Genomic DNA, 23,955 nt, shown 5'->3' with positions numbered 1-23,955 from the left:
CCCTTATTCAGGAGGCTCATTCTTGTCGGTATAATATCGTAAAATTCCTTTATAGACAGAACCGGCTACTTTATCTAAGTATTTCGGATCGGAGAAAAGCTTTTCCTCCTCCCCGTTTGATAAAAATCCAATTTCGACAAGCGCTCCTGGCTTATTTGTATATTTGACCAGGTAAACCCCTTGAATCGGTTTTGCTTTCCGATTGGTATTTTCGAGATTTTTCCTCAGTTCATCCTGAATGAACTTGGCCATTTTTCCATTCTCATCGAACTTCCCATCATAGAAAGTCTGCGCACCCCTCCATTGACGGTCAGGCAGCGCGTTCAGGTGCAAACTCAAATACATGTCTGCCGAGGAGGAGTTAATCATCTCCACCCGGTTGCGCAGATCCTCCGCTTTCTTGCGGCTGTATCCCTTTGTGCCCATCGATGATAAATCTATATCGGTTTCTCTCGTTAAGAGAACAAGCGCGCCCTGCTCCTGCAAGTAATCCCTTACTCTTTTAGCCATTTCAAGGGTAACATCTTTTTCAAGCATACTCGTTCCGACTGCTCCCCCATCCGGGCCCCCGTGACCAGGGTCCAAATAAATGACCTTCCCTGCCAAAGGCAAATTCCATGATTCCCACGAATCATCATTCGTAAACTGAAATTGAAACAGCAGCATTAAAAGTATAAAACCCGCTGCAAAGGCCGCCCATTTAAGCTTTTTCACACCTGTTCCCCCCTGCCGCCATATCTAGTTCAATATATGGGACAGGTTGAGGGATTATGATTAATTGAGACGCAATTTATATCGCTTCTGTCCTCTAATAAAGCCTTCCTTCCACCAGTGCTGCATAAAACACTCAGAAGCCAAATACAGAGACTCGTGGCACACCATGCTTTCGTTTGGACATCCCCAGCTGATCAGATAATCATAAAAATCGGCAGTCAGCCGCTTGTCCTCTTTTCCAGAGCGCCCTTGCACATGGGTCATCGATTCTCCCCTATATCCAAACCTGCTGTATTTTGCCCCCTGCAGAAACGCCTCAATGGCAAAATCCGCACAGCCTTCTTCAATACTCCACTTTGATAAAAGTCCGTAATGAAAGAACGTTGCAAAATGAATATGAATCCCTTTTTTAATCTCTTTAATCGACACTTCCCTTAGCATGCTTCGCTCGTATTTCATCTGTTTCTCTCGCCGTTTATCTTTAAGAAAAACCATTGTGCCCATATCACGGACCCCCCTTTGCAGATAGTATCTGCAATCCACAGAGGAAAAAATCAAAAAAAAGAGGCTTCCTTGAGCCCCCTTTCCTTAAATCGTAACATCCGTATCTTTAAGATTTGTAATAAACATATGACCCGGTGCATGAGTTATCATCAGATCAGGCTTTGAGGCAATCGCCGCTGCCTGAGGTGTCACTCCGCATGCCCAGAAAACAGGAATCTCTCCTTCTCTCACCGTCACAGCATCTCCAAAGTCCGGTGCAGAAATATCCGAAATACCGATTTCCTCCGGATTCCCTATGTGAACAGGAGCACCGTGGGACTTCGGCGATCTCGCTGTAATTTGCACTGCTTTTGCAATATCCTTCGCAGGAATCGGGCGCATGCTGACCACCATTGAACCTTTGAAAATCCCGCTCTCATGCAGAGGGAGATTTGTGTTGTACATCGGTACATTCACATTCTCCTCAATATGCCTGACCGGAACCCCATAATCAAGGAGTGCTTTTTCAAACGTGAAGCTGCAGCCGAGAAGGAAAGCAACAAAGTCATCCTCCCAAAAATCTGTTATATGATCACGTTCTGACACAAGCTCCCCATTCCGGTAAACTCTATACTTCGGCAGATCAGTCCGAAGATCCGCATCCGGCGCACTCATGGCCGGGACATAGGAACCTGCGTCCGTGACGTCCAGTACAGGACAGGCCTTCTCGTTTCTCTGACAAAATAAAAGGAAATCGTAAGCTAGATCCTTTTTTAAAATGACCAAGTTGGTTTGAACGTATCCATCTGCATGCCCTGCAGTTGGGCCTGTCCATTTATTCTCCCTTATTGACTTGCGGATCGCTTCCAGCGTTTCTCCCATATTCCCTCACCTCATCTTACACTGTAACGAAACCTGCGGGCTTCCTCAATCATCCGATAGAAGCAAATTATGTACCGGGACTCAGGTTTACACGTAAGCACCTTTATCGCACTAGGATTACTTCAAACAGAATATTTCCGTTTTCTCCAATAAAAAAGACCCCCAGCCAAATGGCATAGGAGTCTTTGAAAACGCAAAATTAACGTTTTGAGAACTGAGGTGCACGGCGTGCGCCTTTAAGTCCGTATTTTTTACGCTCTTTCAGAGGTGAGTTAATTTACCATTATTTACCAATTAATAAACCTTATTAAATCAACGTTTCCCCCATTTTATGTCCCGCGGGGTTGTTACTGATTTTTCGCAAAGGGTATTCAAGGGGTATTCAAAAAGGTATATAAAACAAATACGCTGGCAGGCTATATATAGGAAGTTTTTAGATTTTAGCTCACGTTTTATTAACTGGTAAGGTTATTAAATGACATATTTAATTACTATTCAAATGAACGAATGCCTTTCCTTTTGGGAACACATAAGTGCTATACTCCCATAAGTTAGTTTTCCCACCTACTATTACTAATATTGGCTCGGGACATTTGTAATTTTCGTTATTTGAAATATTTATCATTTGTTTTATATCTTGAGAGCTTAGGTTTGAACTACAATCAGGATGGTAATGCCATTCACCTATATAATACTTTTTATCGATCCATAGCCTATCTAATTTTCTTTTCACTCCATTTGTTCCACGTAAAAACCATGTTGGGCCACTTTTTGAATCCGGTGGAGCAACTATTATTTCGGAGACATTTGCGCACTTCAATTCTTCCGAATAGCTACCAATTAAAATGCCTCCTGTTTCATTCGGAAATGCTAGTTCACATAATTTTTTAACTTCACTTAATATTTGCTTGGGGATACTTACTTTAAACCTGTGATTACTTTCAGTAAATATAAGATTATTCATCAAATACCTCATTATAAACTAATTCTATTCCACTGAACTCCCCGTTTTTATCCCCCTGCTCATATACACTAAATAACGCCTTTTGTCTTTCTCCATACATTTTTTCTAAACACTTCACTGCCGTTGCAGCCATGATCCAAACATCATCATTTCTTGCAGGGAACAAAGGATGCCAACATCCTAGGCCTTCTCTTGGTAATTCTGATTCTTCATACCATCTTTTTTCCTCTTGTAACCAAGGATTAATTAACTTTCTAAATAATTTATTTTGGAAGAATAAACCGTAATTACTAAAGACGAATAGCCTTTTTCCACCTAAACCTAATGATATAGAAATAAATTGTTTTGTTGCAGACCATTTATATTGTTGTAAATAATCTAAGACCTCATCTTCTCCCGTGCAATCTAATATTACACTATACTTTTTTAACTCATCCATATTGTTTTCAACAATATATTTTAAGGTCCCCGAAAAAAATGTCACCTTTGAATGAATGGAAGTCTTATTAAGACGGTTAGCCAGTTCTTCTGCTTTACTTCTTCCTACTTCAGTTAAAAGCAAGCTGTGTCGAGTAAGGTTGCCCATTTCTAAGTTATCGAAATCAATAATTCCCATTTTTTCCACACCAGCTCTTGTAAGTAGCTCTCCAATGGAAGAACCAATCGCGCCTGCACCAATTATTAATATTTTGGATTCATTAATAGATTTTGGTAACATCCCACGACTCATTACAGATTCCTTAGACCAATTGAATGAATGCATCCATTTTATTCTATTTACCCCATTAATATTTATTTTGTGTTCACATTTTAGATTGACACTAATATTTATCTTTCGGATAGAACTATTATTAATTAACAGAGGGATTTCAATCCCTTTCCAAAATATCTCTGTATATTCTTCGTTTATTTTTCTCTTAACAGGAAAACCTATTAAGAGGATGTGGACTAGTTTATTTTTATAATTATGCTTTATTTTGACCTGTCTTATAATACTCCATAGATCAATTCCTTGTGTTCTACAAATTTGTGTGAGCTCTCCCCAAGTCAATGGAGCTTGCCATGGTTTTAAGTATGGCATCTCATTTAAAAGTAGCCAAGAACCCAATATCCTCTCATCACTATTGAATTCAGATGGATAGTATCCCCAACTAACTTTTCTTAAACACATTCCATTAATTTGTTTAAACTCCCTAACTAAAAGAATTCCACTATTAATTAAAGAAAAAGAAGCGAGTCCAAATTTGATATCTTTTGAATTCCAAAACCTAAATGATTGTGCATTCTCAGAAAACCCCACTTTTAATGAAGAACTCTCCGGGAAGTCTACTATTTCAAAAGGTTCCTCTTCCGAAGTAAGTTTATTAGTTGAAGCTGCTTCTAGCCACTCGACCGCTCTCACTATGTACCAAGCTAAGCGCAACTCATCTTGAAAAGGCTCTTCATTAGGAGCAAGTTTACCCAATGCTCTGACATTCGCGTCAAGACATAATAGTCCACTCCTCCAGAGGACTTCACTAGTACCTTCACCATTGTACATTTGATGTGGAAAAGTTTCATTTATACTATTCTGTTTAGAGGGATAAAAACTAATGCTCCCCATAGGGTAATTATCGTCAATCAGTATATACCATTCAGTAATTTTCGGTATGACCGAGGTTTCTATTTCGTCAGAAAACAGACAACAATGAAGAACCCATTTACTTATGGGTTCTTGCCAATGTAAATCTTTAATTAGTTCTATACCGTCTAAAAATTCAGCCGCTCTTCGCCCCTTTAGTAATGACTCACTTGGGAATTTTTTTACACTCACCCGAATCTACCACCTGAAACTGATGAGGTTTGCTCAGTTCTTGCCGTAAATCCATTTTGTGATTTTTTCACGCTGGCAGGTGGCTCTGGAAACTTAGAACCAAATAACTCTCTCCACATTTCAATACTCTCTACTTTATCGGGACTGTCTAATGCCTGTCTTGCTAGTGACGCAGCTCCTGTTATTAATTTGTAGAATTTTTCATATTCCTCATCAGTAATCCGTTTAAATACATCATGTTCTGGGACACCATGATCTTTAAGTATAGGCTTTTGGGGATATTCTAAGACAATATTTTCTAAAGTAAACGTAACTCCTTTGGCAACAGATTCTATACCATCCGGACAGCAGGAGCCGATTAAATGTTCTAATGGATAACCCTTTGGATATTTTGGATCAGGATTTAACTTTTTCCACCATTTCAAGGCTTTGACTACATTTACATACTGTCTATTACCAGTTGCATTTTTATTCCAAGTCCATTTTATCTGAGCCAATGGGTCAGTTTTCTCCCACTTATCTGCATCTCTATCAGGTATCAATAATGGTTCTGTCTTCCATGCCGGTTCATCAGCTTGTTGGTTATTCACACTCCATGATTTAGAAAGAGACCAGTTCTCTAGCTCATCTATAGAGTATGAGGTTAGTATACTTTCTGTTGTTAATATTTCCTTTTGAGACTCTGAAGGAGCAGAAGTAATCACTAGATCTAGCTCAACATAACTAAGCTCAATTCCAATGGATCTACCTTGCATTGTGTATTTTTCTCCATAGTATTTATCCAAAAAAGGGATAAATAGATCTAATGCTTCTTGAGGAGTATAATCGTCAGCGTTCAAGTTTGTGACAACTATAACGTCTACATCAGACTTATTTCCATTCTTTGGTCGAACAGCTGTAGCTCTTCTATAGCTCCCCTGCAAGAATGTACTTACAATTATTGAAGATATATCCTCATCCTCTAATAACCTTCTTCTTAAAATGCTGTGGCCGCTCTTTAAATTTTTTTCTTGATTTTCTGTTAATCTTATATTAGATAAAAAATCATTAAAATATGTCTTGACTTCCATTTTTTATTCATTCCCTCACTTTCAAGGTAAATTAATTGTCTCATAATACTCTTTTGATATTTCAAAGTCATATTCATATAAGCTTACTTGACCGAAGCTTCTAGAGAATTGTCCTAAAAAGAAATAAAATCCATTTGGTCCTGAACCAAAAATATGATAGCGTCTTTTCCTATCTTCTTTAGATAGTTTATTTAATGTTAAAGAAATATCATTAGCTAGGTACCTTGCATGAATCCCATCTTGAATTGAACTATAACTCGGTCCATCTTCAAAATGGAATCGTATTACTGATTTAACTGATAAATTATTACTACCAATAAATTCCTTAACATCTTCATTCGCGTGGTGAGTCATTTCTATTACTATGACTATATCATTTCCGTTTTCATCAATATTTTCTTGCTCAATTTTCCAAACTGGATATCGCTCTTTTGGGACATTAGAATTTGGTCTCCATATCTCTCTCCCACTTAATCCTTTTTGTACAGGAACAACGTTCACACCCGATTTTGGATCAAGAAAAAAACCAGCTGTGAAAGCCACACTTGAATGAGTGTCTAAGTAGATACAATAAGAACGTCCTTCATCTAAGTATTCCCTTATAAAACCTTCTGTCGCCCCTTTAACATCCTCATTCCATGTATATTTATCTTTAAGATAGCGACCGTTAAAATATTCTAATAAACATATCATTGCAGAAGTATCATTTTCCATATTCTCAGCTCTCCGTAAGAAACTTCTTATCCCTACCGGACTCTCTTCTGCTCTCATGATATTTTTACCTGACCACAATCCCTGCTCCTTACAAATCATTATTAATTCTTCTTTGTTAAATGTTGTTATTCCTTCTTGAAATAACCTTTGCAGCAAACTAACATACGGATTAATTCGTTGTGACATATCAATAGGCTTTAACCCTACTGATGAAAACTGTCCATTTAAATTCCTTACTAACACTTCATATTGGGGAAAACCTCCCCATATGCGGATGGGTTTTAGAATATCTCTTAGTTCTGAATCCTGAGTAACCCCTAAATGAACCTTTAATTTATTTCTCAGCTTCGCTACAAAAGAATTGTTTTTACCATCAAACAATATTTCTTCTCTAAATTTACCTACTTTCGTGTCAATGATTTTAAGTTTAGCTAACTCATCAGCAGGATTAATTGACCACGGTGTAACTAAAATTGCGATTCCTGTTTTATTGTCTTTATTTAATAGAGGGAGTGCCCCTTTAACCTTTTCTAAGAAAGAATGCTTAGAAGCATTAATAAATTTAGGATCCATTAAATTATCAGCGGTTATATTACCTCGATAATCAACATGATATTTTACTTGATAATACTCTATATAAATTGAATTTCCACTAATATCCTTTATTGGCTTTTTATAGCTCACAACTACATCATCCAGTGACCTTATTTCCGAATTTTCATAAGATATCCTATCTATATTCGAATAATCGTTTAGCAATTCGCATGCTTTTAGCCAAAAGAAAAGTATCTGATATTCATCACCCAAATTCCGAGCTTTTATTGAATCGGCCATAGTTATTCTCTCACCTACAATTTTCAAACTTTTCTTTAATATTCTCATAACACACCTTATTTTTCCATATAAATAAAAGATTTAAGTGAGGAGTCGAATATAGATGCAAATTTAAAATTAATAAAAGGGATCGGCAATTATTTATAGGCTGGTTTCGTATTAATTGTTGCTGAGATGAAATTATTATAGAAGTTCTTACATCATTGTGGTTAAATATACAAAATACACGGAATTTTCAGAACACAACAAAGAGAACGTTATCGATCCATTTTCGATGTGCCCCCATGACAACGCTTTTGATATAGAAATCGATCACGTTACATTAAAACGAATTTTGTTTTTATAGAAACCTCTCTCGAAAAACGCCCCTTCAAAAAGGGCTTTTCACTTCATACGGTTAATTGTCGTGCTTCTAGAATAGAATGTGGATGTGTGGATGTGTTTTGTGCATTAATCCGCCCTCATTAGATAAGCATCTCCTACCGCCACCAAAGCCCTGGTGATATTCTTGAGTATAGAATTGAAAATTGAACATTTATAAAGGAAAAGGCCTTGGAAAAATTCTAAGCCGTTATTTTGAGGTACCCGCAGCTATAAAAACATATATAATCACAGCTATAAACGCAGTGCAATTCGCATATGAATTCGCACTGTTTTTTTTGTGGTAAGAATTGAAACATTCCACATATTTTAAAGTAAAAAATAACCTTTTATGGTATAATTAGATAATCTAGCATTCGCTAATTATTGTTTCTAATTGCAACAATACAGGAGGTAACAGAATGACTGTAAGTGATTTAATTAGTATCCCAGAACAATGGGGTCTTAAAGTAGAAGAGTGGACAGAACTATCTCCACGGGTTTCATTAATAAAAACTAACAAGGGTAAGTACATCATAAAGAAAAAAGAAAATCTCGAAAATGCACAGATAGAATTAGCTCTTTTACAGAAATTAAATGGTGAACCTATAAAAATTCAGATGCCTATTGCAAGCGAAACTGGAGAATATAGTTTCACACATAATCAAAATGTTTTCGTTGTTTATGAATATATAGATGGAGAAATAATACATGCTAAAGATGGTTTGGAAAACTCTTCAATACCCAATTCCCTTGGAGAAACAATCGGCTTTCTACATAAAAAACTAAACAGTACCTTTCTAGAAGATAAGTTTCCTAAGAGAGATTTACATCAGATTGTTTACGATTGGGCATTCAAAGAAGTTATGAAAGTGTATAAAGAACCACAATTGGAAAACATTTACTTGTCTTTGGAAGAAGACATTCTAAAGATAGCAAGAGAATTACCCAAGCAACTCATTCATCGAGACACTCATGTCACCAATTTTGTCTTTGAAGGAGAACAAATAAAAGGGGTTCTTGATTTTGAAATTGCAGAAGTTAACGTAAGAATCTTTGATATTTGTTATTGCTCGACAAGTGTTCTTAGTGAAGTATTTGGTGATGATAAACTAAGACAAAGTTGGCACGAGTTTATTGCTCAAGTAGTAAGAGGATATTCAAAGGTCAATCCGTTGAGCGAATCTGAAGTACGTTCTATTTGGCATGTGATGCTTTGTATTCAAAGTATATTTATGGCTTACTTCTGTAACGACCCAGGTCTTTTTGAAACAAATAAACGAATGTTTCTATGGATTTACGAGAATCGTGACCAAATAGAAAATACAGTAGATGTTAAATCTTCATAAAAAAAAGGCGTACACCGATTTTTAATCGGGTACGCCTTTTCACTGCAAATATACAATGTCTCTTAATTCAAAAACTTTGTTTGTTAATTCTAATCTTTGTGCAGGAGTTAACTTTGCACCATCCTTTGTTGTATAAACCCCGTTATTTCATCTTTCTAATAACAATGCTTTCCTCACGAATTGCTAGGTGCCTTCCCAATAATCCCGATAGTCAATTCTTTACCTTCATATAAAGGGCTATCCTTGATTTCATTTTTATCAATGCTGCTAGCAGATAAAATAGATAAAACAATCAATAAGACCAATATGGTTTTATTCTTCATTTATTCTTCTCCTAACCCAAGATAAATTCATATTCGCCTTAACATATTTTACCTATAAGTGATGAGGATTTCATAATTTTCAGAGACGGTATTAAATTGCGAGTTTTGCAGGTAAAGAACTCCACTTGAGAAAAGACCTTTTATAGCTCCTTTCTATGATGATCTAACATGGAATGGTTTTTGAGTGGAGAGGGTTTTAAAAGATGTCTTTGTTAAAGTTTAATGTTGTTTTTTACTATGACGAAAGGACTTCCATATATTGAGAAGTCCTTTCGTTGTTATTAGTGGCTTCTTAAACTAACACCCCTATATAGTTGAATATATTAGCAGATGCCCATCTCATGTGAACAGCAGATCGCACGGCATGTGATATACCATGCGACGGAATTTAATGCGTATGACGTGCCGCATGACGTGCCGTATGTCATGCTGGATGCGATAAGTGTTTTCCTGCACATCAGATCAGCACGGGATATGTGTTACACGGTATTGCATATCTCATGCGTACGCCGTGCGCAATGCGGTGCCGCATCTCATGATAAACCCGGTATGTGCACGGCATGTCATACCGTATGCGTATGCGGTGCGGGATGACGTGTTAGATAAAGACTGTTCCGCACGGCATGTCATATGGCGTGCAGCATGAGATGTGAAAATGATGGCGCATGGGATGTCCTGGTATATCGGATGCGGATTTCATGCGTACGCCATGCGATATGAGATACTGCATAAGATGCTGTACGAGATGCTGACCGACCTCCCGCTCCGGGATGACGGTCTTTTTTTTGGCCAGCAGAGCAGCTTTGACCGTAAGACCAGAGTGCCGGACCACGTTTCGAAGTGCAGCGCGCGCCATCGGGGCGGGTCCCGCGCCCGTCGGTGGTCTCTCCTGCCTTTTCTCGCTCCCGCTCGTATAACCGCTCCGGGCTTCCCGCCCCGTTGTCACGCAGAAAAGCTGTTAAATCAAGGGCAGCAAGCCTTTTCGAGCGGGTCCCGCGTCGGTCGGTGGTACCTCCTGCCTCCTCTCGCTTTCGCTCGTATAACCGCTCCCTCCTTCCCCCTCGAAAAGCCTTAAAATCCCGTTGCCCGACGAGCGCGGAGCCTTCCTCCGCTCGGTGGTTTTTCCTGCCTTCTTTTACTCGCACTGTGTGCGTACAAGGGACGATTTTTTGACATACAACCGCCTCGCGTCGTCCGCGCTGTCGGACTCCAGGATCCCTTTTCTGAGTGTCTCTCCTGATGACCCGCTCCCTGTTCAGTCCGCGTCTCGATCGTCTTTTTTGGCAGCTTCCCCTACCTGATTTTGTGGCAGCCCCTGGACGCCTGTGAGCGCCAAATCCCGGCACGCAAACTCCTGCCCTATTCAGGCCCTCCGCTCCCGCAGTCGGGCTGAAATCGGGCCGGGAGGCGCCTCGTATGCTGTCATACGCCAATGTTGGTTGGTTGGTACCCGGCGTATTTGCGGATTGCTTGAGCGGCGCGGGTTTGCCGGGTGCGGAATACGCGGCGTATTTGATGGGAGTACCGCCCCGGAGTGGCGTGCCGCCAGTCGCACCAACGAATATCGGGTTGCTCGGTAGACGGTGCGGTGTTTGCGCAGCGGTAGGGGAAAGAGCATAAGGGGGACGTATGACAAGCTACGCTTGTCAGTCAGCATAGCTGACCGTCCCCCTTACTGCGTCGGCTTCGCCTCCTTGCCCCTGCGCTTGCGCTTGGGGTGCTCATTCGAAATCGGCTGCCGCCGCTTTCTAGTCTGAAAAACCCTCTCCTGCAGAAAAGCAGCGGCAAGTCGTTGCCCCTGCTTTTCTTTCGGTAAAGGTCGGGTAAAGCATCCGTGCGTTCCCCCTCAAAGCTCGCGCTTCGAGTGTACACACACCAGAGAAAAGTCTGTACGCACACCGGTCTGGAGGACGGACCTGCTTGCACAGGTCATGACGGGCATTTCCGGTGTGCGAAGGGAGTGAAAGACCGGGCGGAAATGCTTGCGCATTTTCGGCTGTGACCCCCCAAAAAAAGAGAACGAGCATTTCCGCTCACTTTTCCAATAAGAACAATGACAAGATAAATCTTTCAACAAAAATCACCTATATTTAATTTAAAATTCGGATTCAGGGGCTTCCAACAAGGTCCATCGGAGGCTCAATTCTATGATCAGTTCTTTATAATTCAAGAGACTCTATAGCTATTCCATCTGTACAGGACAGTATCCGTGTTTGATAATCTCTTTTTATACATTTCCACCAATAATTTAAATATTTTCTTTTATCTTTTCCGAAACGCTCCCTTGCATAATTTGTTAACATTTACCAACATTACAGCGAATATAAAGAGGTATCATAGAAAATTAAGGGTAGCAGAAAGAAAAGATGGTGGAATCAGGAGTTATTGATGAAAAAGGCTAGAAAGGAACTGTTACAGTGGCTCAAGACGTAAATGACAAAAATATGATACATCCAAAAATTAAACACTTAAATGATAAACAAATTCAAAAATTGATAGAGAGATACTACAAGGAAGAAAGAATACAGCCCCTTATTGATGAATACAAGATAGACATAAGACCAAGCGGCCTCGTATCGTTATTCCCGCCTATCATTACAGAAAAAGTCTGTCCGTACTGCAAGTCGCACCTAGTAGAAAAACGCCGTTCTAGAAGCACGACAAGATCGCAAGAATGTTTGGAGTGTGGGCATTATGAAGGCAAGGCTGTATGCATGTGTGATAGTTGCTCCCAAATGCGAAAAAAAGAAATAGAAAACGAGAAGTCTATAAAATGCGAAAAAATAAAAGTGGCATATGATCCTGAAAAGTTTAAAGCCATTACGGAGGAAAGTTTAACGAAAAAGCAACGTCTCTATCTGGCAAGTATACTGAGGGCAGCGGTAAGCGAGGATTTTAGCTACATAAATCCTCTCAATGAATTTGACGAGGTTATTTCGCCGACTCCAACATTAGCAAAAGAGATGGTTAAGGAGTTATTAAATTACCATATCATTATTCCTTATAGAGGTTCGACTTTGACAGCGTTTAAAGAAGCGAATCTTTCACCGAATATTTACAATGCATTTAGTGTTCACTATTTATTGAATGTTGAATCTCCTAAAGATAAGGAACATCTTATTCACTGTTTGTTGAATCCTGAACCAGCCATTTTTAAAGAGGATCAAGAGTTTCGATATGAAACATGGAAACGCATTGCCCGTGAAGAATGCATGCAATATTTGATTCATAGTCTAAAAAAAGTCGGATTTGATTTTAATCCTGGAGAAAAAACGATTGCAGTTGTAAATGGGCTTCTTGATTACTTTTCAACATCCCAGATTTTCGGAATTATATTTCGGTCAGTGGCTAACGGAACGAAATTATATCAGGAAAAAAAAATAGAAAAAGAAAACGCTGCGAATTTTGTCATCAATCAATGTCAAACATATGGAGAACGAGCCATAGCGGAAGGATGGGATCTCACCCGATACAGAAGGGATTTTGATCTTCCACAAACTAAAATCAGTGAAATTTTTTATGATCGTTTTTTACAAATTGGATCATTGGGCTTTGATCATGTACCTACAAGAGACATCTGAAGCTAAAGAACTAAAAAAGTCCCGTCACTCTGGAGTCCTGCTTGAAAAGGCATTAAGAGAGGCCTTGTTTTAAAAACGAAGTAGCCAGAATAAATGAGCACGGTTTATCATGAATCATTCGGATTTAAGGTTGTATATGATTTAGGAAAATGATAAAGATAACTTATAAAAATTGTAGATGGTGAGGTGTAATAATGTCTGGTTCAAACGAAGATTTTCACAATAATAAGCAAGAAAGCATGAAAAATCAAATAAAAAAACTTTCACACAATCAAAAGAGGGTGAAACACGTGACTAAAATCCAAAGATGGGGGAACAGTTTAGCAGTTCGTATTCCGAGCCAATTTGCAAAGGACCTATCCATAAAAAACGGTTCTCAAATTGAACTTGAACTCTTAGAAGCCGAATTGATTATGCGCCCTATCATTAATAAACCAACGTTGGACGATTTGTTAGCACAAACGAAAGGAAAACCAAATCCCCACCCAGATTATGGATTTGGACTTCCAAAGGGGAAGGAATTTTATTAAGTACACTTGGCACCTTAATCACACCACAAATAAGTCTTCCATTTTCTTGTTTCAAACCTATAATTATATATTCAAGCAACCGGACTGTCTATCGTCAGCCCGCCAATTAAACGATATGTATTTACAGACCAAGTGAAAGCAGAGGTGGAAAAGGGATATTGCGAGGCACGAAACACCAGGAATATAGAATAGAATTACTTGTACAAACACAGAAGCGACCTCTTTTCAGGTCCTTCTGTGTTTCGTCTAACAATATTGCTTCTTTAATAATCTCGAACCGTCTCGGCAAAGGCACTTAGGCCATTACCGGTGTCGTATGTGTGTAACGTACAGTGAATAGCGGATCAATCTGATAATGGAACGTCGTAATCGCTCTATTTTGCTGTTGAAGTTGCTGAATTACCTCTGTGATCTCTTGGTTCGCTTCATCCGTCCCACGAGTGTTGACCTGATCTATCGATGCGCCCGTAGGGGTCAACACGGCAAGATCAACTTTACTTCCATTTCCCATCACCGTTCCATCAAACGGCAGACGAATTTGAAATTCAAATGTGTTCTGATCAGCTGGATTAACGTTATAAATCTTGTAATCATAATGAACCTCGTATACATGTTGACTCCCTACTTTCGCCAGCAATTGAAGCGGGGTCTTTACAAGTGCTGAACGAAGTAGCAACCGGGCTATATCCTGAGAGGTCTCCGGTGTATTACCAGAGGTTGCAGCCTCTACCACGTTGTCTGTGCCTGTCATCAGTTCAGAAGCGAGATACGGCCTGAATTCAAGTCCTTCCGACTTAATTAGAGCCATATGTACGTCTGACAATGAGTTACCGTTCGGAACATAATAATCATCCACCAATGGTCCATCTGTCATAATCGTGGTAAACACCGTAACCATGTCATGATTCCCACCATTAAAACGAGAATGGTCACGTACTAAAACTGTTGCTTGCTGAGAAATCAAATTCACCAAACCAATCACTCCTTATTTATCCTGCGGTAAAAGGAGACTGAAAAATATGCGGAATGGTTAACTTTACCATATTAAACATAGCCTATCTGTAAAAAAAAGTAAACTATTTTTTAGTTCCATGGTTCCTGGTTGGTTCCTTTTTAGCCTGAAAAGTTCCTTTTTACCCCCTAAATGTTCCTTTTTTTCTCTTTTTCCCTCGCATTTTTCCTGGTTTTCTACCGATCTTTCTTTTTTTACGAACACTCCCTTCACGTGAATTTTTCTGATTTCTCCTGTTTGGTTCCTGCTTCACTCGAAATGTCCCTGCAATGTCCCTCGTCTTTCACGCCAAAAAGGTACTATGGATTCCAGATACACCAAGGGCTCATCATAGAGGTGTTCCTCTGTTCCTCCTTTTATTAATCAAAGACTAGAAAAAATAAATATATATATATGTGTGTTTCGTATATAAAGTTTTCCTGAAAAAACCAGGAACCGAGGAACATATCTCAGTTTCAAACCATTACGAAGCTTAAAGGCCGCATAATATCCAATACATCCTGAGAGCCCTTCATCGGCTAAATCCATAATTGTTCAGGTGGTTCACTCCAATGGTTTCTCAACTCGCTTGGCGTGAACCTCAATCTATATGATGTGACTCGTACATTTGTAAAACTAATCGAACATTCCTCTAAATTCGCCCACTGTTTAAGAGCAAAATAAAGAGCAGTGAATAATATTATCCACTGCTCTTTATCTAGCATATAGGTTGTTCAGGCACTGTCACTTTTATTGGTAGTGAAACACCCACTTTTAGAGCTCACATTTTTGGTAGCTAAACGCCCACTTTTAAAAACTACCTTTTTGGTTGCATATCAGGGGGGTACGGATCTAAAACAACTTAAATGTACTATTCCACTTCAATGCAATTTTGCCTGTGAAAAATTGTGCTCTTACGGACATACTTCGATTTCCATTCGTTTTACAGCGGATACCTCAATCAAAGCGTTTTTGTTCACAAAAAAAGCTGGGCTGAACCAACCCGGCTTTTTCAGTGTTTTTATTTACGGATATATGTTCCACCCTTTTGTACGTATAATACCGCCTGCCAGCGATTAAATTGCTTTAGCTTTAGAGATAGTATCACTTTTTTTATATTTACACATGAATTTCACTACATCCTCACGGTCTACCAGCACCTTTCCTTCCAGTTCGATAACCGGTAATCCAAGCTTCTCTAATTTTTGCAAATAACAGAATGAAATGCCTATAAATTCACAGCATTGCTTTTTGGTCATGAATCTCCTCACTCCGCTATCCCGTTTAGCAGCTTCAAATGCCTCTTGACTAAGTGCATAAAAAAATTCGAAATATTTACCTTTAAACTCTTCTGAGACCTGCAGAGGTATGAACCCATCCATTCGTTTATCTCACCTCCCCTATTACCTATCTTTACTTATTAAGTAATTTATTTGCTAACTTTATTATACAATAAATACCATTTATATACAATACTTTAGTTAGAAATATATTTACTTAGTAAATTAAATATGTAATAATAATTATATAAACTTAAAGGCGAGGTAACCTTAATGGACGCAAAAGAATTTGGCGCCAAACTTAAAGACATCAGGAAAGAGAAAAAACTAACACTACTCGATTTAAAGGCGCGTACTGGCTACTCTGATTCATACTTATCACAAATTGAGAATGGCTATAAAGATTTGCCTAAACCCCCACTGTTAAAAAAGATTGCTGAAGGATTAGATATATCCTACATCTACCTGATGAACTTAGCAGGTTATTCTGATTCATATGTAGGTGAAGATGACCTTTTTAAAGAAGAAAGATTATTGAGCAAAAGAAAAAAAGTAAATGTGAAGCTTCCTTGCACTGAGGAATTGATATCACCAAATGGAGAGCAAAGTATTAGAGAACTATCAGACGACGAATTAAGAAGAAGATTATTTGACCTTAGCGATCTTCTTAATCTCAAGGTTGACTTGTATTATAAGAATGCTTATTTAACAGATGAGAAACGCAGAAAAGTTAAACTAATGCTTGAATTAATCCTTGAATAAAGCACCTTCCTTTTCCTGTATATAGCCTGCCAGCGTATTGGAAAGGAACCTAATATGGCAAATATTAAAAAGTATACGAAGAAAGACGGTACGACCGCATATATGTTTAATGTGTATCTCGGCAAGGATCCGCTCACAGGTAAGAAAAAACGCACCACCCGGCGAGGATTCAAAACAAAAAAAGAAGCAAATATTGCGCTATCTAAATTAATGGTGGAAGTTAATGAGCTCGGGCTCCGTCAAAATGATCGAGTGACCTTTAAGGAAGTTTTTGAGGAATGGTTTAAGCAGCATCAGAAGGAAGTAAAGCCCACTACGGCGTACGCAATGGAGAGTAAATTCAGCCGGAGAATTCTCCCACTCTTCGGTCCGATTAAAATGAAAGATATATCCCGGTCGCATTGTCAAAAAGCCATTAATACATGGGCCGAGGAGCTTAAGACCTTCAACGATTACAAGATTCAAGCAAACCAAGTCTTTCGTTATGCTATGAAAATGGATATTATAAAGCGCAACCCAATGGATTATGTCACGTTGCCTAAATTAAAGCATGTGTTGGAATATGATTCAGAACTTGAAGAGAGAAAGTATTACTACACGCGAGAAGAGCTCAGGAGCTTCCTGGAGGCGATTAAGGACGATGATATGTGTTATGCCATGTTTCGGGTTCTCGCCTTCACAGGGGCACGCAAGGGGGAGCTGTGTGCCCTGCATTGGTCCGACGTGGACTTCCATCACAAGAAAATCAGTTTAAAAAAGACACTTATTCACATTGGAGGCAAGAAGCAGCTTCAGACCTCGAAAACGAAGGCCTCTCGGCGAGTTGTTCGAGTGGATGATGAAACCCTAGCGATTTTGAAAAAATGGCGCAGCAAGCAAATACAGCGCTACCTGACGTTACAACTTGCCGATTGCTTTGAATCTGATGAAAAACAGCCTGTCTTCACAATCTATAACCAATCAAAACATAAAATGGATTATTGCCGACTGGCATTTTTGAACGAAAAGCTTGAGAGTATTTATCAAAAAAATCCGGATCTGCCTCAAATAAATGTTCACGCATTCAGGCATACACATGCCAGTTTGCTATTTGCAGCCGGCGCTTCCATCAAAGATGTACAAGCCCAGCTAGGTCACACAGATATTAAAACCACAATGGATATTTACACTCACGTGACTGAGGAAGCGAAAGAAAAAACTGCGGAAATGTTCCAGAAATATATGAAATTTTAGCTCGGGGTATTCAAGGGGTATTCAATTCCATCTCCGGACATGAAAAAACCCTCCTCGCTCCACTGGAGCAAAGAGGGTAAACATTGATATACCAGGTATATTAACGTTTTGAGAACTGAGGTGCACGGCGTGCGCCTTTAAGTCCGTATTTTTTACGCTCTTTCATACGAGCGTCACGAGTCAATAGACCAGCGCGTTTAAGAGTTGTACGGAACTCAGGATCTGCTTGAAGCAATGCACGAGAGATACCGTGGCGGATTGCGCCGGCTTGACCAGCAAATCCTCCGCCGTTAACGCTAACTAGTACATCGTAAGAAGAACCAGTTTCAGTCAAGTTAAGCGGCTGTTTTACGTCCTCGATTAGAGCTGCGAATGGGATGTAATCTTTAATGTCGCGTTTATTAACAACGATCTTGCCTTCGCCTGGAATTAGGCGTACACGAGCAACGGAGCTCTTGCGGCGGCCAGTACCGTAATATTGAACCTGTGCCAAATTGATAACCTCCTTATTAATTAACCGCGAAGTTCGTAAACTTCAGGCTGTTGTGCTTGGTGTGGATGCTCAGCACCCGTGTAAACGTGCAATTTCTTGAAGATTTGACGGCCAAGAGAATTCTTCGGAAGCATTCCTTTGATCGCTAGCTCAAGCATTTTTTCAGCGTAGTTTGTACGCATTTCAAGAGCTGTTCTAGATTTAAGTCCGCCAGGGAATTGGCTGTGACGGTAGTAAATTTTATCAGTCAATTTCTTACCTGTCAGTTCAATTTTCTCAGCGTTGATGATGATCACGTGATCTCCAGTGTCTACATGTGGTGTAAAAGTCGGCTTGTGTTTGCCGCGAAGAATAGATGCTACTTCAGTAGAAAGACGACCTAGTGTCTTGCCAGCTGCATCTACAACGTACCACTTACGGTCAACTTCGCTAGCTTTCGCCATATACGTTGTACGCATTAAATTTCCCTCCTAATATCTTTCCATAAACGTTAGTTCCATTTTTATTTCAAAACACGATGAGCTTTCCGGGGCTTTATCGTGGGGATGAAATACATACCATGTGATAGTTTATCTCAGTAATGGCGCAATGTCAAGACAATGTTACACCTGGTTTAGTTGTCATAGAAAACTTTATATAAATATAAACCATGGCCCGGCGCTGTTTTTCCAGTTTTCGTACGGTCTCTGGAAAAAATCATGTCAGAAATCTCTCCCGGCTGAGTCATTCCGGTGCCCGCGTTCAGAAGCGTTCCCATAATAATACGGACCATGTTGTACAAAAAGCCGCTGCCCCTGATCGACATCGTCAGTTTATCGCCTTCTTCAGTGAACTCGATTGATTCAATGGTCCGTACACGGTCCTCAACCTCCGTTTTCGCTGAACAAAAGGCAGTAAAATCATGTGTCCCTAATAAATGCCGGGAAGCCATTTTCATCGCCTCCATGTTTAATGGGTGCGGATAATGATATGCATAGTTTCTCAGAAATACATCCTGAACACGAGAGCGGTCAATTACATACCTGTATTCTTTTCCGCATGCATCAAAGCGTGCATGGAAGCTCTCGGGTGCCTCAGAAGCTTCAAGCACCCTTACATCCTTCGCAAGCACTGCATTAAGAGCTTTAGGCCACTTCTCCATCGGAATGCTGAGAGGCGTATCAAAATGGATGACCTGCCCCTTTGCATGGACCCGGGCATCGGTTCTTCCGGAAGCGGATACTTTTATATTCGCTCCTTTATGGAGCTTCGATAAAGCCACCTCAAGCTCCTGTTGAACGGTTCTTGCATCAGGCTGAATCTGATAGCCGTTAAAATCGGTTCCATCGTATGCAATGATCATTTTCATTCTCATCCTGGACACCTACGAACGGAACAGCAGAAGAAGAACGGACAAAATCAGAAGCAGAACCATGATCATCGAGTCCTGAGTGTCCCATTTCAGCTGCCTGTATTTCGTTCTTCCTTCCCCGCCCTGATAGCCTCTCGCTTCCATCGCCGTAGCAAGCTCCTCAGCTCTTTTAAAGGCGCTGATAAACAATGGAACCAGTAAAGGGACTATGGACTGGATGCGCTTTGTCAGCGGTCCTGAGGAAAAGTCCACCCCTCTTGCCATTTGAGCCTTCATAATTTTGTCGGTTTCATCTGTCAGCGTTGGAATAAACCGGAGAGCGATTGACATCATTAATGCAAGCTCATGGATAGGAAGCCCAAGCTTTTTGAATGGATGAAGAAGATTCTCCATCCCATCTGTTACTTCAATCGGAGTAGTCGTAAGTGTTAGCAGCGTCGTAATTAAAATCAAGTAAAGAAAACGAAGCGAGATGAAAATCCCCTGCCGCAGTCCTTCCTCATGAATCGAAACAAATGAAAATTGGAAAAGGACAGGACCCTGTTTTGTAACCAAAATATGCAGAATAAAGGTGAACAGGATAATCCATAAAATCGGCTTCAAGCCTGCAGCAAGAAATCTTGGCGGCAGCTTGGTAAGGGAAACAACCAGGATCGTAAACAAACCTAAAATAGCATACGTAACGGCATTGTTTGCAAGAAACACAATAAAGACGAATAAAAAGACCAGCAGGAGCTTGGATCTGGGATCGAGCTTGTGCACAAAGGAATGACCAGGCACATATTTTCCTATAATCATGCTGTTCAATTGTCTCCCTCCTTTACGTAGAGAGACCGGAGAGCCTGAACTGTCTCCTGAATCGTAAGCGGTGTTTCTTCGATTCGGATTCCGAGCTTAGATTCCAGTGCGTATTTAAACTGCACGGTTTCAGGCAGCCTGAGTCCTGCTTCCGTTATTTTAACGGATGACGAAAATACCTCTTGAGGTGTCCCTTTCAGCTGAATCGTCCCTTGATGAAGTACGATGAGCTCCTCTGCATATCTGGCGGCATCCTCCATGCTGTGAGTCACCAGGATCGTTGTCAGTCCCTTTTCACGATGAAGCTGATAGAAAAGCTCCATAATATCATGTCGGCCCTTAGGGTCAAGACCTGCTGTAGGCTCGTCCAGGACAATGACTTCGGGATCCATTGCAAGTACACCTGCAATCGCCACTCTTCTCATTTGTCCTCCGCTTAAATCGAAAGGAGACCGGTCAAGTACCTCGGAAGGCAAACCAACCATTCTGATCATCTCTCTGGCTCTCTCTCTTGCAGCCTCTTCCGAAACGCCGAAATTCATTGGTCCGAACATAATGTCTTTTTCGACCGTTTCTTCAAAGAGCTGATGCTCAGGAAACTGAAACACAATGCCAACCTTTTTCCGGACCGATTTTAAATGCTTCGCTTTCTCTTTTGCCTTTATCATTCGATCCCCGATTGAAATAGAGCCGGCTGTTGGCTTCAGCAATCCATTTAAATGCTGAAGGAGTGTTGACTTGCCTGATCCGGTGTGACCTATAATTGCCGTGTAGGACCCAGATTTTATATGAAGATCCATGTTATAAATCGCACGTTTTTCAAAAGGGGTCCTCGGATTGTACGTATGCTCTAGGCCTTTTGCTGTAATGTCCATAGCTCATCCACCAATCCTTGTTCAGTTAAGTGATTATGCTGAAGCGGAATGCCTGCTTTGCGCATTTCCATACTCAGCTTGTAAGGGAACGGAAGATCGAGACCGATTCTCGAGAGCTCTTCCCCCATTGAAAAAATAATCTCCGGTTTCCCCTCTTTAAGCTTCTTCCCCTTATTCATAACGATGATCCGGTCAGCCTTTGAAGCCTCTTCAAGATCGTGCGTAATGGAGATGACTGTAACAGCCCCTTGATCATTTAAGAGGCGTACGGTGTCCATCACATCTTGACGCCCTGCCGGATCGAGCATGGATGTAGCTTCATCCAATATCATAATTTGAGGCTTAACGGCCAGCACACCAGCGATGGCAACACGCTGTTTCTGACCGCCTGACAGATGGTGCGGCTCTTGATCGAGAAAAGCATCCATCTTAACTTGCTTTGTCGCCCAATCCACCCGTTCTATCATTTCTCCACGGGGAATTCCGTTGTTTTCCAGACCAAAAGCCACATCATCCTTAACGGTGGTTCCAACAAATTGATTATCGGGGTTTTGAAACACCATCCCGACCTTCTTGCGTACATCCCAGATAGTCTCCTCTGAAAGTTCAGTACCTGCAATCTTCACTTTCCCTTTGGACGGCAGCAAAAGTCCATTCAATATCCGGGCAAGAGTCGATTTTCCAGATCCATTATGACCGACAATTGCCAGCCATTCACCTTCATAGATGTTTAAGGACACCTCATCTAAAGCAGGTTTTTCGCGATCAGGATAGGAAAAGGTTACATTCTCTACTCTAGCAATTTCCTTGCGCATAGCCTGTTCTTCTCCTCTCACAATCAAAACTTCTCTGAAAATAAAAAAAAAATACTACTAACTGGGATAGGCGGACAGAATCTGCCCGCCATGTTCTCAGTCGTATTCGGCTCCTTACAACGTTTCCATTGTCTATCCGCCTATGAAAACCAAATGGTGCCGGTCTTCATCGTAAAAAAGGGCAAATCAGCTATTAAAGCTGTCCCGCCCTCTTTACATTACTTACACAAGCTCAATGATAACCATTGGAGCTCCGTCTCCGCGACGAGGTCCAAGTTTCATGATACGAGTGTATCCGCCTTGGCGCTCTCCATAACGGCCTGCGATATCAGTGAAAAGTTTTTCCAAAGCGTATTTCGCTTTTTCTTTGTCTTTTCCGTTTTTATCTTGACCTACTACTACCATTTCAGCAACTTCATTACGAACGAATGCAGCAGCTTGACGGCGAGCATGAAGATCTCCGCGTTTTCCTAGAGTAATCATTTTATCAACAACGGAACGCAGCTCTTTCGCACGAGCTTCAGTCGTTTCGATGCGCTCGTTGATAATTAGATCAGTAGCCAAGTCACGAAGCATAGCTTTACGTTGTGAGCTAGTACGGCCCAATTTTCTGTATGGCATGTGATGTCCCCTCCTTTGAATAGGCTTTGTGTGCGTTTTACACACAAATGACTAGTGAATTGGTCAGTCGTCCTTGCGTAGACCTAATCCAAGTTCATCTAGTTTCGCTTTAACTTCTTCAAGAGATTTTCGTCCAAGATTGCGAACTTTCATCATATCTTCCTCTGTTTTGTTCGCAAGTTCTTGTACTGTATTGATTCCAGCACGTTTCAGACAGTTGTAAGAACGCACGGAGAGATCCAACTCTTCAATTGTCATCTCTAATACTTTCTCTTTTTGATCTTCTTCTTTTTCAACCATAATCTCAGCATTTTGGGCTTCATCAGTTAAGCCAACAAAAATATTAAGATGCTCAGTCAAAATTTTGGCACCTAAGGCAACTGCCTCTTTGGGACCATTGCTTCCATCAGTCCAGACGTCAAGTGTTAGCTTATCAAAGTTAGCCACTTGTCCTACACGAGTATTTTCAACTTGATAGGATACGCGGGCAACTGGTGTATAGATAGAATCGATCGGGATAACGCCAATCGGCTGATCTTCACGTTTGTTAGCTACAGCAGGATTGTATCCGCGTCCTCTTCTTGCAGTCAATCTCATTCGAAGCGTGGCATCTTTCGCCAAAGTTGCGATATGAAGATCAGGGTTTAGGATTTCAATATCGCTGTCATGAGTGATATCGGCTGCCGTAACAGCACCTTCTCCTTGAATATCAATCTCAAGTGTTTTTTCTTCTTCTGAATAGATTTTAAGAGCAAGCTTCTTAACGTTTAAAATAATGGATGTAACATCTTCTACGACGCCTTCAATCGTCGAAAATTCATGCAGTACACCGTCAATTTGGATCGATGTTACAGCAGCACCAGGGAGTGAGGATAATAGAATACGACGTAAGGAGTTACCCAAAGTAGTACCATACCCGCGCTCGAGTGGTTCGACGACGAATTTACCGTATTTGGCATCTTCGCTGATTTCAACCGTTTCGATTTTTGGTTTTTCAATCTCAATCATTCAATAAAACCCTCCTTCAAAACGTCGAAACCCCGGTTAAAGATCTAGCAGGCTAAACCTAACCGAAATTCCCCATTGTAATGTCCCGATTGTGCACAACAGCAGAATTGG

At 40.5% G+C, this 23,955-nt stretch carries 23 protein-coding genes and 1 pseudogene; 5 read left to right on the top strand and 19 right to left on the bottom strand.

Translation table 11 applies throughout. From position 1 onward, the window contains the following. Window positions 1–3: 3 nt before the first annotated feature. From cwlD to AS29_RS05570, 8 genes and pseudogenes are all read right to left on the bottom strand, one after another. The gene (gene cwlD / locus AS29_RS05600; RefSeq protein ID WP_051860646.1) at window positions 4–666 is read right to left on the bottom strand and encodes an N-acetylmuramoyl-L-alanine amidase CwlD; all 663 of its coding nucleotides are present in this window, start codon (window positions 664–666) and stop codon (window positions 4–6) included. A gap of 108 nt (window positions 667–774) precedes the next feature. Continuing rightward, window positions 775–1,218 carry a DUF2521 family protein gene (locus AS29_RS05595; RefSeq protein WP_035406911.1) on the bottom strand — a complete coding sequence of 148 codons (444 nt, stop codon included), beginning with the start codon at window positions 1,216–1,218 and terminating at the stop codon, window positions 775–777. 84 nt (window positions 1,219–1,302) lie between these two features. Continuing rightward, the gene (locus AS29_RS05590) at window positions 1,303–2,079 is read right to left on the bottom strand and encodes a putative hydro-lyase (RefSeq protein WP_035406908.1); all 777 of its coding nucleotides are present in this window, start codon (window positions 2,077–2,079) and stop codon (window positions 1,303–1,305) included. A 199-nt stretch (window positions 2,080–2,278) separates the two neighbouring features. Further along, a pseudogene (gene rpsI, locus AS29_RS20945) lies at window positions 2,279–2,344 on the bottom strand (30S ribosomal protein S9); the annotation flags it as partial. A gap of 219 nt (window positions 2,345–2,563) precedes the next feature. Continuing rightward, window positions 2,564–3,043 carry a Mov34/MPN/PAD-1 family protein gene (locus AS29_RS05585; RefSeq protein WP_051860645.1) on the bottom strand — a complete coding sequence of 160 codons (480 nt, stop codon included), beginning with the start codon at window positions 3,041–3,043 and terminating at the stop codon, window positions 2,564–2,566. Beyond that, window positions 3,036–4,856 carry a ThiF family adenylyltransferase gene (locus AS29_RS05580; RefSeq protein ID WP_035406905.1) on the bottom strand — a complete coding sequence of 607 codons (1,821 nt, stop codon included), beginning with the start codon at window positions 4,854–4,856 and terminating at the stop codon, window positions 3,036–3,038. The genes AS29_RS05585 and AS29_RS05580 overlap by 8 nt, the downstream gene beginning before the upstream one ends. Beyond that, window positions 4,853–5,926: an SMODS domain-containing nucleotidyltransferase gene (locus AS29_RS05575; RefSeq protein WP_035406902.1), complete on the bottom strand. Its 1,074-nt coding sequence runs from the start codon at window positions 5,924–5,926 to the stop codon at window positions 4,853–4,855. Before AS29_RS05575 ends, AS29_RS05580 begins: the two co-directional genes overlap by 4 nt. A gap of 21 nt (window positions 5,927–5,947) precedes the next feature. Then, entirely contained in the window at window positions 5,948–7,474 is a 1,527-nt protein-coding gene (locus AS29_RS05570) for an SAVED domain-containing protein (RefSeq protein WP_197491579.1), read from the bottom strand. A 782-nt stretch (window positions 7,475–8,256) separates the two neighbouring features. Between AS29_RS05570 and AS29_RS05565 the strand changes: the two genes are divergently transcribed. Next, the gene (locus tag AS29_RS05565) at window positions 8,257–9,183 is read left to right on the top strand and encodes a phosphotransferase enzyme family protein (protein WP_035406899.1); all 927 of its coding nucleotides are present in this window, start codon (window positions 8,257–8,259) and stop codon (window positions 9,181–9,183) included. A 173-nt stretch (window positions 9,184–9,356) separates the two neighbouring features. On the opposite strand, the gene AS29_RS21280 is transcribed toward AS29_RS05565, so the two are convergent. Next, complete coding sequence (locus AS29_RS21280) at window positions 9,357–9,506, bottom strand: hypothetical protein (RefSeq protein ID WP_156505874.1); 150 nt, start codon at window positions 9,504–9,506, stop codon at window positions 9,357–9,359. Window positions 9,507–11,923: 2,417 nt separating this feature from the next. Between AS29_RS21280 and AS29_RS05550 the strand changes: the two genes are divergently transcribed. Together AS29_RS05550 and AS29_RS05545 are read left to right on the top strand one after the other, a co-directional pair. Next, window positions 11,924–13,087, top strand: coding sequence for a hypothetical protein (locus AS29_RS05550; RefSeq protein ID WP_156505873.1), 1,164 nt, complete (start codon window positions 11,924–11,926; stop codon window positions 13,085–13,087). 194 nt (window positions 13,088–13,281) lie between these two features. After that, on the top strand, window positions 13,282–13,617 hold the full coding sequence (locus tag AS29_RS05545) for an AbrB/MazE/SpoVT family DNA-binding domain-containing protein (protein ID WP_051860642.1): 336 nt from the start codon (window positions 13,282–13,284) through the stop codon (window positions 13,615–13,617). Window positions 13,618–13,912: 295 nt separating this feature from the next. Here the strand turns inward: AS29_RS05545 and AS29_RS05540 are convergent, their stop codons facing one another. Both AS29_RS05540 and AS29_RS05530 read right to left on the bottom strand, forming a co-directional pair. Beyond that, window positions 13,913–14,590, bottom strand: coding sequence for a hypothetical protein (locus AS29_RS05540; protein ID WP_051860641.1), 678 nt, complete (start codon window positions 14,588–14,590; stop codon window positions 13,913–13,915). Between the two features lie 1,094 nt (window positions 14,591–15,684). Further along, on the bottom strand, window positions 15,685–15,990 hold the full coding sequence (locus AS29_RS05530; RefSeq protein ID WP_035406887.1) for a hypothetical protein: 306 nt from the start codon (window positions 15,988–15,990) through the stop codon (window positions 15,685–15,687). A gap of 171 nt (window positions 15,991–16,161) precedes the next feature. Between AS29_RS05530 and AS29_RS05525 the strand changes: the two genes are divergently transcribed. Then, window positions 16,162–16,650 carry a helix-turn-helix domain-containing protein gene (locus AS29_RS05525; RefSeq protein WP_035406885.1) on the top strand — a complete coding sequence of 163 codons (489 nt, stop codon included), beginning with the start codon at window positions 16,162–16,164 and terminating at the stop codon, window positions 16,648–16,650. 54 nt (window positions 16,651–16,704) lie between these two features. Then, on the top strand, window positions 16,705–17,883 hold the full coding sequence (locus AS29_RS05520; protein WP_035406882.1) for a site-specific integrase: 1,179 nt from the start codon (window positions 16,705–16,707) through the stop codon (window positions 17,881–17,883). Between the two features lie 100 nt (window positions 17,884–17,983). Here the strand turns inward: AS29_RS05520 and rpsI (AS29_RS05515) are convergent, their stop codons facing one another. From rpsI (AS29_RS05515) to AS29_RS05480, 8 genes are all read right to left on the bottom strand, one after another. Further along, window positions 17,984–18,376, bottom strand: coding sequence for a 30S ribosomal protein S9 (gene rpsI, locus AS29_RS05515; RefSeq protein ID WP_035406879.1), 393 nt, complete (start codon window positions 18,374–18,376; stop codon window positions 17,984–17,986). A 20-nt stretch (window positions 18,377–18,396) separates the two neighbouring features. Next, the gene (gene rplM / locus AS29_RS05510) at window positions 18,397–18,834 is read right to left on the bottom strand and encodes a 50S ribosomal protein L13 (protein WP_035406876.1); all 438 of its coding nucleotides are present in this window, start codon (window positions 18,832–18,834) and stop codon (window positions 18,397–18,399) included. A 155-nt stretch (window positions 18,835–18,989) separates the two neighbouring features. Further along, window positions 18,990–19,730 carry a tRNA pseudouridine(38-40) synthase TruA gene (gene truA, locus AS29_RS05505; protein WP_035406873.1) on the bottom strand — a complete coding sequence of 247 codons (741 nt, stop codon included), beginning with the start codon at window positions 19,728–19,730 and terminating at the stop codon, window positions 18,990–18,992. Between the two features lie 9 nt (window positions 19,731–19,739). Further along, window positions 19,740–20,525, bottom strand: a complete 786-nt coding sequence (locus tag AS29_RS05500; protein WP_035406936.1) for an energy-coupling factor transporter transmembrane component T family protein — start codon at window positions 20,523–20,525, stop codon at window positions 19,740–19,742. A 5-nt stretch (window positions 20,526–20,530) separates the two neighbouring features. Continuing rightward, entirely contained in the window at window positions 20,531–21,400 is an 870-nt protein-coding gene (locus tag AS29_RS05495; RefSeq protein ID WP_035406870.1) for an energy-coupling factor ABC transporter ATP-binding protein, read from the bottom strand. Continuing rightward, the gene (locus tag AS29_RS05490) at window positions 21,376–22,215 is read right to left on the bottom strand and encodes an energy-coupling factor ABC transporter ATP-binding protein (RefSeq protein ID WP_035406867.1); all 840 of its coding nucleotides are present in this window, start codon (window positions 22,213–22,215) and stop codon (window positions 21,376–21,378) included. Before AS29_RS05490 ends, AS29_RS05495 begins: the two co-directional genes overlap by 25 nt. A 222-nt stretch (window positions 22,216–22,437) precedes the next feature. Beyond that, a complete protein-coding gene (gene rplQ / locus AS29_RS05485; RefSeq protein ID WP_035406864.1) occupies window positions 22,438–22,836 on the bottom strand; it encodes a 50S ribosomal protein L17 in 399 nt (132 codons plus the stop codon). A 63-nt stretch (window positions 22,837–22,899) separates the two neighbouring features. Beyond that, window positions 22,900–23,844, bottom strand: coding sequence for a DNA-directed RNA polymerase subunit alpha (locus tag AS29_RS05480; RefSeq protein WP_035406861.1), 945 nt, complete (start codon window positions 23,842–23,844; stop codon window positions 22,900–22,902). Window positions 23,845–23,955 lie beyond the last annotated feature (111 nt).

Origin of the sequence: Bacillus sp. SJS (assembly GCF_000732485.2) — a bacterium.
GTDB classification, from domain to species: Bacteria; Bacillota; Bacilli; order Bacillales; family Bacillaceae; genus Metabacillus_B; species Metabacillus_B sediminis.
This window is presented reverse-complemented; position numbering and strand designations above follow the sequence as displayed.